Origin of the sequence: Streptosporangium sp. CA-135522 (genome assembly GCF_050949235.1) — a bacterium.
In the GTDB taxonomy this organism is placed as follows: domain Bacteria; phylum Actinomycetota; class Actinomycetes; order Streptosporangiales; family Streptosporangiaceae; genus Streptosporangium.
Genome location: NZ_CP192026.1, coordinates 5,817,872 through 5,832,961, shown reverse-complemented (window position 1 = coordinate 5,832,961; position 15,090 = coordinate 5,817,872). Strand labels below are relative to the sequence as shown.

Genomic DNA, 15,090 nt, shown 5'->3' with positions numbered 1-15,090 from the left:
GATGTCAAACCGCGGACAATGCGGGAAATGCGGCGATTCTTTCGTGTGCCGGACTACTCCTTGCGGCCGACTCCACCGACGACCCACACCGAATCGGGCCGGTGGAGCACGGCCCCGTCGGGTCGCCACTGGGGGACGTAGACGACTCCGGGCTCGACGAGTGTGAGCCCGTCGAAGAAACGCCCGACCTCGGCGCGGGTGCGCAGGTTCTCGCGGCGGGGACCGGTGACCGAGCCCCCGTCCTGGTAGAGGGCGGTGAGTTTCGCGGTCGTCTCCGGTCGCAGGTCGGAGACCGCATGGGAGACGGCCATGTAGCTGCCCGGAGCGATGGCCTTGTGGAGCTCGGTGGTGATCTGCGTGGCCAGGACGTCATCGGTGACGTCCTGCAGCATCGAGAAGAGAAGGATCGCCACGGGCTGGTCGAGGTCGATCATGCCGGTGCGGCGGAGGCGGGAGAGCAACCCTTCCGGGTCGCGCGCGTCCGCCTCGACGACCGTGGTCAGGCGGTCGTCCTGGAGTAGAGCCTGAGCGTGGACGACGACCATCGGATCGTTGTCGACGTACACCACCCGCGCGTCGGGCGCGACGGCGTGAGCGATCTCGTGCACGTTACCCTGGGTCGGCAGGCCGCAGCCGATGTCGACGAACTGCCGGATGCCGGCGTCGGCGAGGAATCGGACCGCCCGGCCCAGGAATCGGCGGCCCTCCCTGGACATCGCGGGCAGTTCCGGCGCGATGGCGATCGCCGCCTGAGCGGCCGCGCGGTCGGCCGCGAAGTTGTTCTTGCCGCCGAGGAAGTAGTCGGCTATCCGTCCCGCGTTGGGGACGGTGGGGTCGAACGTGAGACGTTCGGTCTTCGACGGCACCATGACGTCCTCCATCCGGCCGGTGCAGGCTTTAGCGGACAATATCCATCCTCTGTGGAGCATGAGACATATTCGCGCGAAACACCGATTTAGTGCCGGTTGAGGGATCCGTCAGAGGCATGCCTCCAGATGGCGCGCCGCCCTGGAGGGGCCGGGAGGAAGGATGAAGGCCGCCCACACGGCCTTGCCGTGGCTTTCCAGGGGCGCCCAGCCCCACATCTCGCTGATCCCTTGGACGAGGTGCAGCCCCCGGCCGCTCTCCGCCTCGTAGTCGGGCTCGCGCAGGCTCGGACCCTGGTCGCTGGGATCGGTGACCGCGCACAGCACCGAGCGGCCGGTGTGACAGAGGATGACCCTGACATCCTGCGCGGGCCGGACGTCGCCTCCACCCCGCATGCCATGGCGTACGGCGTTGGTCACCAGTTCGGAGACGACCAGGCCGGTGTCGTCGACCAGCGGGGCCAACTCCCAGGCGCATAGCGAGGCGGTGACGAAGCGGCGGGCGGTCCTTGCCGCGCAGGGGTCGTGGCGCAGGCTCCGCACCGCCATCTGGAGGTGGTCGACGTGGGTTTCGCCGTCCGCCCACGGTGGCAGCCCACTCGGCGGCAGCACGTGATCGAGCATTGACAACCATCGTTCCCACCCGCCGATCTCCGTTCGGAGGGGGGTGGCTCGGGCTTGATGTCCTTGATGACCAGTCATCGGTGACCTTGGGGAGGCGGGTGATCGTGTGGCGAGGGCGATCCGTCTAAATATCTTGCCCGTGGCGATGTGCATAAGCAAGTACAGATGCACGTGCATCTGCACAAAGCTCTATGCTGGGATGATGTTCCCTCCCTGATTCGGTGAGAGGCGAGGATGAATCAGCTGCATAACGGCATGTCGGCGGCACTGCTGGACGGGATCGTCTGGCGCAAGAGTCACTTCAGTAATCCCAGCGGCAACTGCGTCGAACTGGCCGCCCTGCCGGGCGGGGAGGTCGCGATCCGCAACTCGCGGGACCCGGAGGGGCCCGCTCTGATCTACACCCGCCGCGAGCTCGACGCCTTCGTCCGGGGCGTGAAGGGCGGCGACTTCGACGATTTGATCATTTAATGATCACGATTGATTGAAGAATAAAGTTCTATGTGGCCGGGAAGATATGACCGGAGTACCGTGAAGGCTCGCGACAGCCACAAAGGGTGGACGGGGGCTCGCGTTCCGCGCTCGAAGGAATGTAGATGATCACACCTCACGCCGAAGGTGAGCCGGTCCGCCCGATCCCCATGGCTCTGCCGCGCGGAAGTTCGACGGTGTTGAGGATCGTTCTGGGTGCCCAACTCCGCCGGCTTCGCGAGCAGCGCCACATCACCCTTGAGGAGGCGGGGCACGCCATCCGTGCCTCGCACTCGAAGATCAGCCGTATGGAGCTCGGCAGGGTCAGCTTCCGGGTCCGGGACGTGGCCGACCTGCTCACGTTGTACGGCGTGACGGACGAGGGCGACCGGCAGGCGACGCTGGCTCTCGTCGAGCGGGCCAATGTCACCGGGTGGTGGCACAACTACAACGACATCCTGCCCAGCTGGTTCGAGACGTATGTCGGCCTGGAGGAGTCGGCCACCGGCATCCGCAACTACGAGGTCCAGTTCGTGCCCGGCCTGCTGCAGAGTGAGGGCTACGCGCGAGCCGTCATCCGGCTGGGATTCCCGGCCGCCTCGGAGGAGGAGCTGGAGCGGCGCGTAAGGCTGCGCATGGCGCGCCAGCGGCTCCTGCACGGGCAGGAGCCGCCCCACCTGTGGGCGGTGCTGGACGAGGCGGTGCTGCGCCGCCCACTCGGCGGGGCCGAGGTGATGCGCGACCAGATCGACCACATCCTCCGGGCGCTCGAACTCCCCAACGTGACCGTCCAGATCGTGCCCTTCAGCGTCGGCGGTCACGCCGCGGCCGGCGGCCCCTTCAGCATCCTGCGTTTCTCCCAGCCGGACCTGCCCGACGTGGTCTACATGGAGCAGCTCACCAGCGCGGTGTATCTCGAGAAGCGCGACGACGTGGACCGCTACCTCGAGGTGATGGAACGCCTGTGCATCGAGGCCGAGCCCGCCTCGCGCACCCGGGAGATCCTCACGCGGATCCGCGAGGAGCTGCGAGACAGGCCGTGACACGGCCGGGAACACCTCCGGGGCCCCGGGAACCCCGGGAACCCCGGGAACCCCGGGAACACGGCCGGACCGGCAACCGTCCGGGCCTGCCGTACGAAGACAAGTGAATGAGATGTCTCGTAACCGGAGCGACGGGATACATCGGGGGGCGGCTCGTGCCCGAGTTGCTCGCCGCCGGACACGACGTGCGGTGCATGGCGCGTTCGGCGGGTCGTCTGCGCGACCAGCCGTGGGCGGCCGGTGTGGAGATCGCCGAGGCCGACGCGGCCGACGCCGTCCAGACGGAGAAGGCCCTCGACGGCGTCGAGGTGGCCTATTACCTCATTCACACGATGGGCGGGGGAGCCGACTTCGCCGAGGCCGATCGCCGTGCGGCCACCACGTTCGCCGCCGCGGCCGAGCGGGCGGGGGTGCGTCGCATCGTCTATCTCGGCGGCCTCGCGCCCGACGACGAGCTCTCGCCCCACATGCGCTCCCGCGTCGAGGTGGGGGAGATCTTCCTGGGGTCCCGGGTGCCGGCCGTGGCGCTGCGGGCGGCCGTCATCATCGGGTCGGGCTCGGTCTCCTTCGAGATGCTGCGCTACCTCACCGAGCGGTTGCCGGTGATGACGACGCCGCGCTGGGTGCGCACCAGGACGCAGCCCATCGCGATCCGCGACGTCCTGCGCTACCTCGTGGACTGGGCGGTCATCGAGGGGGAGGTCAACCGCTCCTTCGACATCGGCGGCCCGGACGTGCTGACCTACGCCGACATGATGGGCGTCTACGCCGAGGTCGCCGGGCTGCCCCGCCGCGTGATCATTCCGGTTCCGATGCTCAGCCCGGGCCTGTCGAGCCACTGGGTGGGGCTGGTCACCCCCGTTCCCGCCGGCATCGCCCGCCCGCTGGTGGAGTCGCTGCGCAACGAGGCCGTCTGCCGCGAGCATGACATAGCCGACCACGTGCCCGACCCGGCCGAGGGCCTGATCGGGTTCCGGGAGGCCGTCGCGCTGGCCCTGCAACGGATCAAGGAGGCGAAGGTCGTCACGCGCTGGTCCTCGGCCTCGACGCCGGGCGCGCCGAGCGACCCGCTGCCCACCGACCCCGACTGGGCCGGCGGCAGCCTCTACGTCGACAGGCGTACCTATCGCGTCGGGGCGTCCCCGCAGGCCCTCTGGGCGGTGATCGAGTCGATCGGCGGGGAGAGGGGCTGGTATTCCCTGCCGGTCGCCTGGCGCGCCCGGGGCTTCCTCGACCGTCTCGTCGGAGGTGTGGGGCTGCGGCGCGGCCGGCGCGACCCGCTGCGGCTGCGGGTGGGCGACTCGGTCGACTTCTGGCGGGTCGAGGAGGTCGAGCCGGGTCACCTGCTCCGGCTGCGGGCGGAGATGCGCCTACCCGGCCTGGCGTGGCTGGAGCTGACCGTGCGCCGCCACCGGGGGCGCACGATCTACGACCAGCGTGCCATCTTCCATCCTCGGGGGCTGGCCGGTCACCTCTACTGGTGGTCGATCTCGCCCTTCCACCGCCTGATCTTCGGACGGATGCCGCGCAACGTGGCGACGGCCGCCATACGCGCGGACGTGCCTCTTCCCTCTCCCTCCGGCATCTCCCCGGCACGCGAGGCCTTCGATGTCGTTGACCCGTCCGCCCCGCATGGGCACGATCCAAGGGACAGCGTTTCCACCTGATCACGGAGGTGTCGCACGATGACCAAGGTGCTGATCGTCACCGGTGACGCGGCCGAGGACCTTGAGGTCCTCTACCCCTACCAGCGCCTGCTGGAGGAGGGCTACGAGGCGCACATCGCCGCGCCGAGCGCCAAGAAGCTCCAGTTCGTCGTGCACGACTTCGTCGAGGGCTTCGACACCTACACCGAGAAGCCCGGCCACGCCTGGCCGGCCGACGTGGCCTTCGCCGAGGTGAACCCGCAGGAGTACGCGGCGCTGGTGGTCCCCGGCGGGCGGGCGCCCGAGTACATCCGCGCCGACGCCGACCTCAAGCGGATCGTCAGGCACTTCGCCGACGCGGGCAAGCCGATCGCCGCTCTCTGCCACGGCCCGCTCGTGCTGGCCGCCGCCGGAGTGCTGCGGGGCCGCTCCAGCAGCGCCTACCCCGCCTGCGCGCCCGACGTCGAGGCAGCCGGAGGCACCTGGGTGGACAGCCCGGCGCACATCGACCAGAACCTCGTGACCGGCCGGGCGTGGCCGGACCATCCGGCGTGGATGCGCGAGTTCCTGAAGATCCTCAAGGTGGAGGCCCCGCTCTGAGCACGGCCGAGGCCCGCCGCTGAGAGGGACGGCCCGAGCTCGCCCGCCCCGGTGCCCGGGACGCGCTCACCGGCCGGAGTCCACACGCTCCTCGTAGGCGTCGCGGGCGTCCAGGAGCTGGGACAGATGCCTGTCCCCCCAGGTCCGGCAGGCGTCGACCAGGTCGAGCAGGCTGCGGCCGAGGGGGGTCAGCTCATACTCGACGCGCGGCGGGATCTCCGGGTAGGCGGTACGGGTGATCATCCCGTCCCGCTCGAGGGCCCGGAGGGTCTCGGTGAGCACCTTCGGTGTGACGTGGCGCAGCGGCACGAGGAGCTCCGAGAAGCGCCGGGGGCCGTCTTCGAGACAGAGGACGACCAGGGCGGTCCACTTGTCGCCGATCCGGATGGGCGTGACGTTGGACGGGCATGCCGGGTCGAACATCTCGGGATCGAGTGGCTTCCTCATTGTCCGAACGGTAGTCAGGCACCGGTGGGCGGGCAAGTCTCCCGGGACGCCGGCTTCTCGGCGCCCGTCTCCTCGCGCGGAGATCCGGCCCTCACGACGGTACGAGGGCGTTGATGACGTCCTCGTGGCTGACCCCCTTGTGGGCCAGATGGCCGGCCGTGGCGAGCTCGGCGAGGCCGTGGGCGGTGGACAGCAGGGCCATCACCCCGGCCTTGGGCACGGCCTGGCCGGCGGTCTCCAGATCGAGTGCGGCCACCACCTCGTCGATCGCCTTCTCCAGCTCCGGATGGTGGCCGATGTGGAACTCCGAGGCGAACACGAGCCGGTATTCGTTGCGGTGCTCCATGGCGTAGCCGACATAGCTGGTGTAGAAGGCCCGCAGCCGCTCCCGGCGGCCGCTCTTCTCCAGGACCGCTCCGGCGACGTGCGCGCTGAGGTCGACGATGATCCGGACGGCGAGGGCGGCGAGCAATGCGGTCTTGTCGGCGAAATGGCGGTAGGGGGCCATCCGCGACAGGCCTGTCAGATCGCCGACCGCCCGCAGCGTCACGGCGTCGAGGCCCTCTTCGCGCAGCAGGCTCAGCGCGCTGTCGAGCAGCCGGGTCCTGGTGTCGTCCACCATGTCGCTCACCTTCTCACACCCCATGATGTTGACAACGTCAACAGGAAGCGCTGACACTGTCAACGTGATGTCGGCGACGTCAGCGGGAGGGTTATGAAGATCATGCTGAACGGCGTCCCCGTAGAGGTGGACGCCGATCGGGACGATGCGACCGTGGACGTCCTGCGTGACCGGCTCGGCCTCACCGGGGCCAAGGCGGCCTGCCGTACCGGGGCCTGCGGCGCGTGCACGGTCATGGTGGACCGGACGCCGCAGGTGAGCTGCCTGCTGCCGGCCGTGGCGGCGGAGGGGCGGGAGATCACCACCGCCGAAGGCCTGGACCATCCCGTCCAGCGGGCCTTCGCGGTCCACGACGGCCTGCAGTGCGGTTACTGCACGCCGGGATTCGTGGTGGAGGCCGCCGCGTTCGTGGACCTGTGGCGCGGCGAGCACGGCGACGTCACGCCGCCGCGCGAGCAGATCGCCGCGGCCATGGCCGGTCACCTGTGCCGCTGCGGGGCCTACGAAGGGATATACGCGGCGATCGAGGCCGCCTGCCGGGGAGAGCACGACGCCGGCGCAGGGACGCCCGCGCGGGTGGAGGCGATGGACAAGGTCACCGGCCGTGCCCGATACACCACCGACGTCCACCTGGACGGCCAGCTCGAAGGCGTGATCATCCGTTCCGCGAAAGCGCACGCCCGGGTCGTCGAGGTGAAGGTGGACGGCGCGCACGTGGTCGACCTCCTCCCGCCCGACCGGGTCGTCCGCTACGCCGGCCAGCCCGTCGCCGCCGTCGCCGCGCCCACCCGCCGTCAGGCGCTGGCCATCGCGGAAGGCGCGCGGATCGGCTACGACCCGTTGCCCGCCGCGCTCGACGACACGCCCGACGCCCCGCCCGTCTACGACGAGCGGAGCAGGAAGCACGCCCCCACCTCCAGCGAGGGAATGGACCTGCCCGGCGGCTGGAACGGCAACGTCAAAGGCCCCTTCACCATGGCCGGCTGGCGCAGCCGTACCGCGCTGAACCGCATCGAGGCCGCGCGGCGCCGCGCCGACCCCTACCTGGTGACCGGGACCTTCACCACCGCGGTGCAGGTCCACACGCCACTGGAGCCGCACGCGTGCGTGGCTCGCTGGGACGGCCCGGACGAACTCCACCTGCACCTGTCCACCCAGACGGTGGGCCTGGTCGCCGAGCAGGTCGCCAAGCGCTGGAACCTCGCCGTCGACCGGGTCCACGTGATCACCGAGCACGTCGGCGGCGGGTTCGGGGCCAAGGCCGGGGTCACCGTGGAGACGATCGCCGCGGTCGAGCTCGCGCGGGTCTGCGGCGCACCGGTTCGCGTGGTGCTGAGCCGCGCCGAGGAGCTCACCGCCGCGGGCAACCGGCCCGGGACCCGGATCGGGCTCGCGCTGCTCACCGACGGCGGGGGCGACCTCACCGCCCTCGCCGTGGACGCCCGGGGCCGCGGAGGGGTGGCCGTCGGATCGGCCGTCGCGGTGTTCGCCCGCCTCATGTACGGCACGGCGCCCCGGATGCTGCGGGACTTCGACGTCGTCACCAACGAGCCGCCCGGCACACCGTTCCGCGGGCCGGGAGCGCCCCCCATGCTCTGGGCCCTGGAACAGGCCGTGGACGAGGCGGCCCACCGCCTGGGCGAGGACCCGATCGCGCTGCGCCGCCGATGGGACGGCAACCGCAAGCGCCGCGCGCTCTACGACCGGGCGGCCGGCCTGCCGACATGGCTCGGCAGACCGTCGACCGGCTCGCAGACCGGCAGGTTCCGCCGGGGCGTCGGGGTGGCCGCCGCCAACTGGGCCTACATGCTCGACCCGGCCACCGAGGTGGAGCTCGAAGTCCAGGGGGACGTGGTCGTCGCCCGCACGACGGCTCAGGACATCGGGACCGGCACCCGCAGCGTCATCGCCGAGGTCCTGGGCGAGGAGCTGAACCTGCCCGCCGAGCGGATCCGCGTGGAGATCGGCAGGACCGGCACCGTGCACGGCCCGCCCTCCATCGGCAGCCGCACCACGACCTCGGTCGCGCCCGCCGCCCGGGACGCCGCACGGCGCCTGCGGGAGCGGGGGATCGCCGACGGCCGCAAAGTCGTCGGCAGGCGCCGCGGCGACCGGCGCGGCTATCTCACCCCCGTCGCGGTGGCCGGCATGGCGCTGGGCCGCGGGTTCAGCGGTGCCGTGCACGTCACCGAGGTCGAGGTCGACACCCGCTTGGGCGTGATCAGGCCGCTTCGGGTGTGGGCCGGGATCGCGGTCGGCCATATCTACACCGAGCGGCTGGCACGCAGCCAGTGCGAGGGAGGCATCGTCCAGGGCGTCGGCTACGCGCTGTACGAGGAACGCCACGTCGACCCGGTGACGGGGACGGTGCTGACCGCGAACCTGGAGGACTACCGGATTCCCGGGATCGGGGACACCCCGGAGATGACCGTCCACTTCCATCAGGACGGCTGGGACCACGTCAACGGCGGCGGCGTCGGACTGGGCGAGGTCTCCACGATCGGGGTGGCGGCCTCGCTGGGCAACGCCGTCCACAACGCCACCGGCTGGCGCCCCCGCGACCTGCCCATCCGGCCGGACCGGCTTCTCGAAGGGATGCGACGTTGACCGTTCTCACCGCCACCGGCGGGTGCCACCGCGATCCGGTCACCCGGCTTCTCGAAGGGACCGGACGTTGACCGCACTCACCGACATCGGCGAGGCCGTCCGGCGCGCGGGCGAACTCCGCGCCGGCGGCACCGACCTGATGACCCGCCGCGCGGCCGGGCCGTACGTGGACCTGCACGGGCTCCCCGGCATGTCCGGCCTCACCTGGCGGCCGGACGGCTCCGCCCGGATCGGCGCGCTGACCACGGTCGCGGAGCTGGCCGGCGACGCGCGGCTGCGCGCCGCCCACCCCTCCCTCGCACTGACGGCGGCGGCTCTGGCCACCCCCCAGATCCGGGCGGTGGCCACCGTCGGAGGAAACCTGCTCCAGCGCAACCGCTGCTGGTACTACCGGAACCCGTCCTTCTCCTGTCATCAGGACGGCGGCGACTCCTGTCCGGCCCGCGCGGGGCTCACCCTCTACTCAGCGGTGATCGAGACCGGTCCGTGCGTGGCCCCGCACCCGTCGTCGCTGGCGATGGCCCTGCTCGGCTGCCAGGCATCCGTCGAGGTGCACGGCCGGAGCCCGTTGCCGGTCGGTGAGCTGTACGGCGACGGCTCCGATCCGACCCGTGACCACCTGCTGGGGCCCGGCGAGATCCTCGTCGGGATCGACCTGCCGCCACCCGTGCCCGGTGAGCGGGCCGCCTACCACCGCGCCACCGGCAGGTCCGAGGCCGAATGGCCCCTGGTGGAGGCGGTGGCGCGGCTGGTCTCGGAGAACGGCGGCATCACCTTCGCCAGGGTGGCCGTGGGCGGCGTCGCCCGTACCCCGTTGCGCCTGCCCGAGGTCGAGGAGGCGCTCCTCGCCGGTGAGCCCCTCGACCGCGCGGCCGCTCTGGCCGCCGCCCGGTGCGCTCCGGCCGCCGGGAACGGCTACAAGGTCACGCTGCTCACCGGGACGGTCCTGGAAGTGCTGGAGCGCGCCGCGGAGGTCGCCGGGAGCGTGCCGGCAGGCTGAGACGATCACCGATGCGGACGGCGCGGGGTCGCCGAGACCAGGCCGGTCTCGTAGGCGGCGATGACGAGCTGGGCGCGGTCACGGGCGCCGAGCTTGCCGAGCAACCGGCCGACGTGCGTCTTCACCGTCGCGAGGCTGAGATGCAGGTGATCGGCGATCTCGGAGTTGGACAGCCCGCGGGCGATGAGGACGAGCACGTCACGCTCCCGGCCGGTGACACCGCCGAGGTCGCCCACGAGCGGCCGGACCGGTTCGGGGCGTCGGGCGAACTCGGTGATGAGGCGGCGCGTCACCGTGGGAGCGAGCAGTCCCTCACCGGCGGCGATGACGCGGATCGCCGCCAGCAGTTCGACCGGTGGGGTGTCCTTGAGCAGGAAACCGCCGGCTCCCGCGCGCAGCGCCGCGTACACGTACTCATCCAGGTCGAACGTGGTGAGCATGAGGACACGCACGTCCGCGATGCCGTCCGGGCCGCAGATGCGCCGCGTCGCCTCGATGCCGTCCATCTCCGGCATGCGCACGTCCATGAGCACCACGTCCGGGCGCTCGCTGCGGGCCAGGTCGACGGCCTCGACGCCGGTTCCGGCCTCGCCGACCGCCGTCAGGTCGGGCGCGGTGTCCACCAGGATGCGGAAGCTGCCGCGCAGCAGGGCCTGGTCGTCGGCGACCAGCACGCGGATCACGCCGGCCTCCCCGTTCCGCCGTACGGCAGCCGCGCCGACACCCCGAACCCGCCCTCCGGCCGCCGCCCGGCCGAGAAGGTCCCGCCGTACATGACGGCCCTCTCCCGCATACCGAGCAGACCGTGTCCCGGCTGTCCCGGCAGGACCCGGTGGCCCGGCCCGTCGTCGGTCACCTCGACCCGCACCTCCTCGCCGTCCGCCTCCACCACCACCCGGCACCGCGCCGGGGCGGCGTGCCTGACCACGTTGGTCAGCGCCTCCTGGACGATTCGGTAGACCGACAGCTCGACGCCCTCCGGCAGCGTGGCCGCGGTGATGTCCAGGTCGGTCCGGACTCCGGCCATCGCCGCCCGGTCGGCGAGGACGGGCAGATCGGCGAGTCCGGGCGCGGGGCGAAGTCCGCCGGTCGTGTCCGAGGCGGTGCCGGCGTCGGTGCCGGTGCCGGTGCGCATCACTCCCAGCAGGTGGCGCATCTCGGTGAGCGTCCCCCGGCTGGTGGCCTCGATGACGCGCAGTGCGTCCCTGGCCTCCTCCGGCCGGGCCTCGGCGACGTGATTGGCGATCCCCGCCTTGACCGCGATGAGGCTCATGCTGTGGGCGACGACGTCGTGGAGCTCGCGTGCGATGCGCAGACGCTCCTCGGTGACCGCCCGGCCGGCGAGCTGTTCCGCCGAGCGCGCCGCGTATGCGCGCCGCTCCCGCACGGCGCGGCCGACCGTCCAGGTGAGGCCCAGCAGGGCCGCGCCGCCCAGGAGGAGACCGAGAAGGCGGGTCCACCAGACAGGGGTGGGACCGCCCGCCATCGACAGCACCAGGAGGGCGGACGCGCTGCACACGCCGAGCGCGACCGTGGGCTCCCAGCGCCGCCTGGGCTGGGTGAGTGCCACGAGGTAGAGCACGAAGGCCGCGCCGACGAACCCGTCGTACACCAGGTCGAGGAGCACCGACAGCAGCGACGCCCCGAGGGCGACGGCGAAGGAGAGCAGCGGCCACAGGCGCCGTACGGCGAGCGCGACCCCGGTTGCGGCCGACAGCAGGAGCGCCGCCCACAGCGGCGCTCCCATTGCGGGCCGCGGGACCGACGCCAACAGGAGCACGACCGCGTACGCCACTCCTGCCAGGGCATCGAGCGCGATGAGCTGACCGCGGCTCCAGCGTCGCAGGAACAGCGAGACGCCCATGTTGAGATCATCCACCTTGAGACGGTATCCGTCGGCTTGCGATCCGGCCTCCACCGGGGGAACGTCATCCTGGAGGAGGACTTTCCGGCGTGGCGGGCGCCGCCGTCCGTCCGAAGGCCGACGGCGAAGTACCGGCCACGGTCCGACGCGTCGTCCGCCGGCCGTGCGAAATCCTCGACGGCATGATCGAAGTCAAGGAGCTGACCAAACGCTACGGCCCGACCGTCGCGGTGGACGGACTGTCGTTCAAGGTGAAGCCGGGGCTGGTGACGGGCTTCCTCGGACCCAACGGCGCGGGAAAATCCACGACCATGCGGGTCCTGCTCGGCCTGGACGCGCCGACCTCGGGTGCGGCGCTCGTCAACGGCCACCGCTACGCCACCATCCGGCATCCGATGCGCGAGGTCGGCGCGCTGCTCGACGCGAACGCCGTGCACGCCGGCCGTAGCGCCTTCGACCACCTGCGCTCCCTGGCGCGCAGCAACCACATCGGGACGCGGCGGGTGGCACAGGCGCTGGAGGAGGTGGGCCTTGCGGGGGTCGCCCGCAAGCGGGTGGGTGAGTTCTCCCTCGGCATGCGGCAACGCCTGGGGATCGCCGCGGCGCTGCTCGGCGACCCAGGCGTGCTGATGTTCGACGAGCCGGTCAACGGCCTGGACCCGGAAGGCGTGCGCTGGATCCGCCATCTGATGCGCTCACTGGCCGCCGAAGGCCGCGCGGTCCTGCTCTCCAGCCATCTGATGAGCGAGATGGCGCTCACCGCCGACCGGCTCGTCGTCATCGGGCGTGGCCGGCTGATCGCCGATACCTCGGTGGAGGACCTCGCCGGCCGCTTCGAGCGGGGCGTGCTGGTGCGCTCCCCGCGCGCGGCGGAGCTGACCGCCGTGCTCAGGGCGGCCGGGGCGACGGTTCTGGTGGAGCCGGACGGGGGATTGGCCGTGAAAGGCCTGGAGGTGACGAAGATCGGCGACCTGGCCGCCGGGAATGGGCTCGCGGTGCACGAGGTGACACCGCGCAGTACCCCCCTGGAGGAGGCGTACATGAAGCTCACCGGTGACAGCACCGAGTATCGGACGGTGGGCCGGTCCGATGACGACGGCGAGCGTCGGGCGGCGAGGCGATGACGGGCGTGCTGGCCTCGGAGTGGCTGAAACTCCGTTCCGTCCGCTCCACCTGGTACCTCCTCGGTGTCGCCGTGCTCTTCGTCGCGCTGCTGGCCGGGTTCGCCTTCTACGTGGTGAGCCTGTGGGAGAGCCTGCCGGGAGAGCGTCAGGCGGCGTTCCGCGCCGCGCCGCCGGAGCGGATCGTCCTGCTGCCGGTGCAGATCTGCGCGGCGGTGCTGGGCGTTCTCGCCATCACCTCCGAGTACGCCACGGGCACGATCCGCACCAGCTTCGCAGTGGTGCCGCGACGGGGTGCGGTGCTGGCGGGCAAGGCCGCGGTCGTCGTCGCCGCCGCGCTCGCCGCCGGGCAGGCAAGCGTGTTCGCGACGTTCTTCGCCGGCCGGGCGATCGTCGGCGACCGGCCGATGAGCCCCGGCCACCTCACGGCGGTGACGGAGGAGATCCCCATGCTGCTCGCCTCCGGACTGTCGACGGTCGTGGTCGCGCTCGTCGGTCTGGGGCTGGGCACGGCCACACGGTCGGCGGCCGGGGCGGTCGTCGCCCTCAGCGGGCTGCTGTTCGTGCTTCCCACCGTCGCGGGCGTGCTCCCCGCGCCCTGGTCCGGCCGGATCGGCTCGGTGCTGCTGCCCAACCTCGCCGGGCAACTGGCGGGCCACCCGTCCGCCGTGGGGAGCCTGTCGCCGGTCGGGGCGCTGGGGGTGATGACGGCCTACGCGGTGACCGCGCTCGGGGCGGGAGCCCTCGGGCTCACCCGCCGGGACGCGTGAGCCCGGATCCGGCCCGCTCCCGGCCATGAGCACACCGTTTCGTCCGCTTCGAAGGCCCCGCTCCAGGAGGTGAGCGGTGACGCGCCGGCGCAGGGCCTGGCTTTCCCCTTGAACTACGACTGACTTGAGCTACAACTGACGCAGCACCTGCATGGCGTCCTTCTCGATGCGCGAAAGATCGTGCAGGATGACGCCGGCCTGCTCGAGGCACCCCGCGTCGCCGCTCTCCCCAGCCTTCGCGATCAAGGTGGACACGTCCGTCCAGAGGACGGCTGCCTCGGCGTACAGCCTGTGACCGGTGCGAAGGTCGTCATCGTCGATCAGCCGGGTGCACTCTTCGAGGAAGTCGCGATAGAGGGCACGAAACAGGGCACCGCCGGTGCCGCCTTTCTCCATGAGGAGGGCGGCCTGCGGTAGGTCCTGCTGCGGGTCGCCGGTGCGCAGCAGCCATTTGGGCACCTGTTCGGCGGTTTTCTCGATGCCGCGGTGGCCCATGTTCGCGATGGGAGCGGCGAGGAAGGCGTCGGCGCAGTCCCTGATGGCGGGAATGATCTGGTCCTGCCAGCAAGGCGAGTGCTCCGGCAGGGTGATGGTGAAGGATCGGTTCCTGGCGGTCATCGGGCCGCGTTCGGCCCGCGCCATGGCGAGGCCGGCCCGGCTGGTGCGTACCGCTCCTCCCTGCTGGTCGGTGTCCACGAGGTAGACCTCATGCTCGTCGTAGCCGTACATGGCGACGACATGACCGCCGAAGTGCACCTTGGAGCGGAAGTAGTCCAGGTGGTAGCAGTCGAGCTGGAGGCCGACCGGCCGGCCGGCGTCGATGGGGGCGGCCACGTTCTCCCACGCCTTGCGCAGTGAGGTGGTCTCCTCGGCCGTTAATGTCAGCCCGAGCCTGGCGGCCAGGTTCCTGGTGAGGTCGAAAGGCTTGACGCGGCCTCCGAGAAAGGGGAACGCCATGCCCTTGCTGTCCCAATAGATGAAGGACAGGCCGGAGCCCAGCCCGAACAGCATGGGCTCGGACAGATCAAGTCCCTCATGCCGCAACAGCACCCCCAGCGCCGTCGTCTCGCAGTGGTGCATGCCACGGGCCTCGATGTCCTTCACGATGGTCATGCGTCACTCTCCTCATGCCGTCCCCCTCCCTGACACCTTCATGATCAACCATTGGGGACCGCTGGGAGTAGCTTGAGGCCTCCCATAGGGGGAGAGTCCAGCCGCACGACAGGGCAGCGGTGGCTTCGGGAGCTGATTCGAACGGAAAGAGTCGTCAATAAGGCGTTCCGTTCTCGGGGAGGGAAGCGAGCCGGACGGGGGCCTGGCGGAGACCTGACTCGCCCTCGACAGGGTCGGTGCGTCGGTGAACTGTGATGTCCTCCTCGCGATCACAGGGTGCGTTCAGAATCTGAATG

At 71.1% G+C, this 15,090-nt stretch carries 15 protein-coding genes; 8 read left to right on the top strand and 7 right to left on the bottom strand.

The features are described 5' to 3' along the window. Nucleotides 1-53: 53 nt before the first annotated feature. On the bottom strand, nucleotides 54-908 hold the full coding sequence (locus tag ACQPYK_RS27725; RefSeq protein ID WP_433236805.1) for an SAM-dependent methyltransferase: 855 nt from the start codon (nucleotides 906-908) through the stop codon (nucleotides 54-56). Nucleotides 909-977: 69 nt separating this feature from the next. Continuing rightward, nucleotides 978-1,490, bottom strand: a complete 513-nt coding sequence (locus ACQPYK_RS27720) for an ATP-binding protein (RefSeq protein WP_433258920.1) — start codon at nucleotides 1,488-1,490, stop codon at nucleotides 978-980. 234 nt (nucleotides 1,491-1,724) lie between these two features. Here ACQPYK_RS27720 and ACQPYK_RS27715 point away from each other — a divergent pair, with 234 nt between their 5' ends. From ACQPYK_RS27715 to ACQPYK_RS27700, 4 genes are all read left to right on the top strand, one after another. Continuing rightward, entirely contained in the window at nucleotides 1,725-1,961 is a 237-nt protein-coding gene (locus ACQPYK_RS27715) for a DUF397 domain-containing protein (RefSeq protein WP_433236802.1), read from the top strand. Nucleotides 1,962-2,086: 125 nt separating this feature from the next. Next, a complete protein-coding gene (locus tag ACQPYK_RS27710; protein ID WP_433236799.1) occupies nucleotides 2,087-3,004 on the top strand; it encodes a helix-turn-helix domain-containing protein in 918 nt (305 codons plus the stop codon). Between the two features lie 107 nt (nucleotides 3,005-3,111). Beyond that, nucleotides 3,112-4,671 carry an SDR family oxidoreductase gene (locus ACQPYK_RS27705; RefSeq protein WP_433236796.1) on the top strand — a complete coding sequence of 520 codons (1,560 nt, stop codon included), beginning with the start codon at nucleotides 3,112-3,114 and terminating at the stop codon, nucleotides 4,669-4,671. An 18-nt stretch (nucleotides 4,672-4,689) separates the two neighbouring features. Beyond that, nucleotides 4,690-5,250: a DJ-1/PfpI family protein gene (locus ACQPYK_RS27700; protein WP_433236793.1), complete on the top strand. Its 561-nt coding sequence runs from the start codon at nucleotides 4,690-4,692 to the stop codon at nucleotides 5,248-5,250. Nucleotides 5,251-5,316: 66 nt separating this feature from the next. On the opposite strand, the gene ACQPYK_RS27695 is transcribed toward ACQPYK_RS27700, so the two are convergent. Then, the gene (locus tag ACQPYK_RS27695; protein WP_433236790.1) at nucleotides 5,317-5,697 is read right to left on the bottom strand and encodes a winged helix-turn-helix transcriptional regulator; all 381 of its coding nucleotides are present in this window, start codon (nucleotides 5,695-5,697) and stop codon (nucleotides 5,317-5,319) included. Between the two features lie 91 nt (nucleotides 5,698-5,788). Beyond that, the gene (locus ACQPYK_RS27690; protein WP_433236787.1) at nucleotides 5,789-6,319 is read right to left on the bottom strand and encodes a TetR/AcrR family transcriptional regulator; all 531 of its coding nucleotides are present in this window, start codon (nucleotides 6,317-6,319) and stop codon (nucleotides 5,789-5,791) included. Between the two features lie 93 nt (nucleotides 6,320-6,412). Between ACQPYK_RS27690 and ACQPYK_RS27685 the strand changes: the two genes are divergently transcribed. Both ACQPYK_RS27685 and ACQPYK_RS27680 read left to right on the top strand, forming a co-directional pair. Then, entirely contained in the window at nucleotides 6,413-8,926 is a 2,514-nt protein-coding gene (locus ACQPYK_RS27685) for a molybdopterin-dependent oxidoreductase (RefSeq protein WP_433236784.1), read from the top strand. A 67-nt stretch (nucleotides 8,927-8,993) separates the two neighbouring features. Beyond that, a complete protein-coding gene (locus ACQPYK_RS27680) occupies nucleotides 8,994-9,926 on the top strand; it encodes an FAD binding domain-containing protein (RefSeq protein WP_433236781.1) in 933 nt (310 codons plus the stop codon). A 5-nt stretch (nucleotides 9,927-9,931) separates the two neighbouring features. Here ACQPYK_RS27680 and ACQPYK_RS27675 read toward each other — a convergent pair whose 3' ends face one another. Next, nucleotides 9,932-10,609: a response regulator gene (locus ACQPYK_RS27675; protein WP_433236778.1), complete on the bottom strand. Its 678-nt coding sequence runs from the start codon at nucleotides 10,607-10,609 to the stop codon at nucleotides 9,932-9,934. After that, entirely contained in the window at nucleotides 10,606-11,805 is a 1,200-nt protein-coding gene (locus ACQPYK_RS27670; RefSeq protein ID WP_433236775.1) for a sensor histidine kinase, read from the bottom strand. Before ACQPYK_RS27670 ends, ACQPYK_RS27675 begins: the two co-directional genes overlap by 4 nt. Before the next feature lie 167 nt (nucleotides 11,806-11,972). On the opposite strand from ACQPYK_RS27670, the gene ACQPYK_RS27665 reads away from it, so the two are divergent. Next, nucleotides 11,973-12,914 carry an ABC transporter ATP-binding protein gene (locus ACQPYK_RS27665; RefSeq protein WP_433236772.1) on the top strand — a complete coding sequence of 314 codons (942 nt, stop codon included), beginning with the start codon at nucleotides 11,973-11,975 and terminating at the stop codon, nucleotides 12,912-12,914. Then, nucleotides 12,911-13,681 (top strand): ABC transporter permease, encoded by a 771-nt coding sequence (locus tag ACQPYK_RS27660; protein ID WP_433236769.1) that lies wholly within the window; start codon nucleotides 12,911-12,913, stop codon nucleotides 13,679-13,681. The genes ACQPYK_RS27665 and ACQPYK_RS27660 overlap by 4 nt, the downstream gene beginning before the upstream one ends. 129 nt (nucleotides 13,682-13,810) lie before the next feature. Here ACQPYK_RS27660 and ACQPYK_RS27655 read toward each other — a convergent pair whose 3' ends face one another. Then, nucleotides 13,811-14,794 carry a BtrH N-terminal domain-containing protein gene (locus tag ACQPYK_RS27655; RefSeq protein ID WP_433236766.1) on the bottom strand — a complete coding sequence of 328 codons (984 nt, stop codon included), beginning with the start codon at nucleotides 14,792-14,794 and terminating at the stop codon, nucleotides 13,811-13,813. Nucleotides 14,795-15,090 lie beyond the last annotated feature (296 nt).